Source organism: Mesorhizobium sp. M2A.F.Ca.ET.037.01.1.1, from assembly GCF_003998075.1.
Lineage (GTDB): Bacteria > Pseudomonadota > Alphaproteobacteria > Rhizobiales > Rhizobiaceae > Mesorhizobium.
This window is the reverse complement of the sequence record NZ_RZSA01001676.1, coordinates 1-629: the sequence shown is the minus strand read 5'-3', so window position 1 is coordinate 629 and position 629 is coordinate 1. Positions and strand designations below refer to the sequence as shown.

Genomic DNA, 629 nt, shown 5'->3' with positions numbered 1-629 from the left:
AGTTGATTAAGGGGCGTAGAGGGTTAACGGAGCGCTAACGGATCGCGGCTAATTTGATGTTTGTTTTCCTGAAGATGCGAACCGGCCCGGCCGGATTGCGTGGGTTCAGGAGTTGTGTCGAGTGTCGGGCGTATCCTCCGTGTCATCTTCGGATTTCAGGCAAATCGCTATCCGGACCGAAGCGGGAAAGGCCGAAAGGCTGTTCCGCGCCGCGGTCTCGGCCTTCTGCTCGCTGACGCGCCCTTCACGACGCGAGATCGCCCAGCTCGAGGACCTGACGCTGCCGCTGTTCGACGAGGTGTCGGTCGAATCGCGCCGCTATGTCGCCGCCGCCCTTTCCGAATGCGAATACGCGCCGACCGCATTGGTGCGGCGGCTGGCCGAGGAGCCGGTCGAGATTGCGGCGCCCCTGCTCACCCGCTCCAATGCGCTGAGCGACATCGACCTCATCGCGCTGATCGGCCGGCACGGGCTGCCGCATGCGCGCGCCATTGCGCGCCGCAAAGAGCTCAATCCGACGATCGCCGACCTGATCCGCGCGCTGGAAAGACCGACGCTGGTCAAGACGCGGCCGCCGGAAACGGTCACCAAGCTCACGCCGAAATCGGAGCCGGTGGCCAAGGCGGACG

At 64.7% G+C, this 629-nt stretch carries 1 protein-coding gene; it reads left to right on the top strand.

All coding sequences use genetic code 11. From position 1 onward, the window contains the following. Positions 1-139: 139 nt before the first annotated feature. The coding region (locus EOA27_RS39160; protein WP_189562409.1) for a DUF2336 domain-containing protein at positions 140-629 on the top strand (490 nt) is incomplete at its 3' end.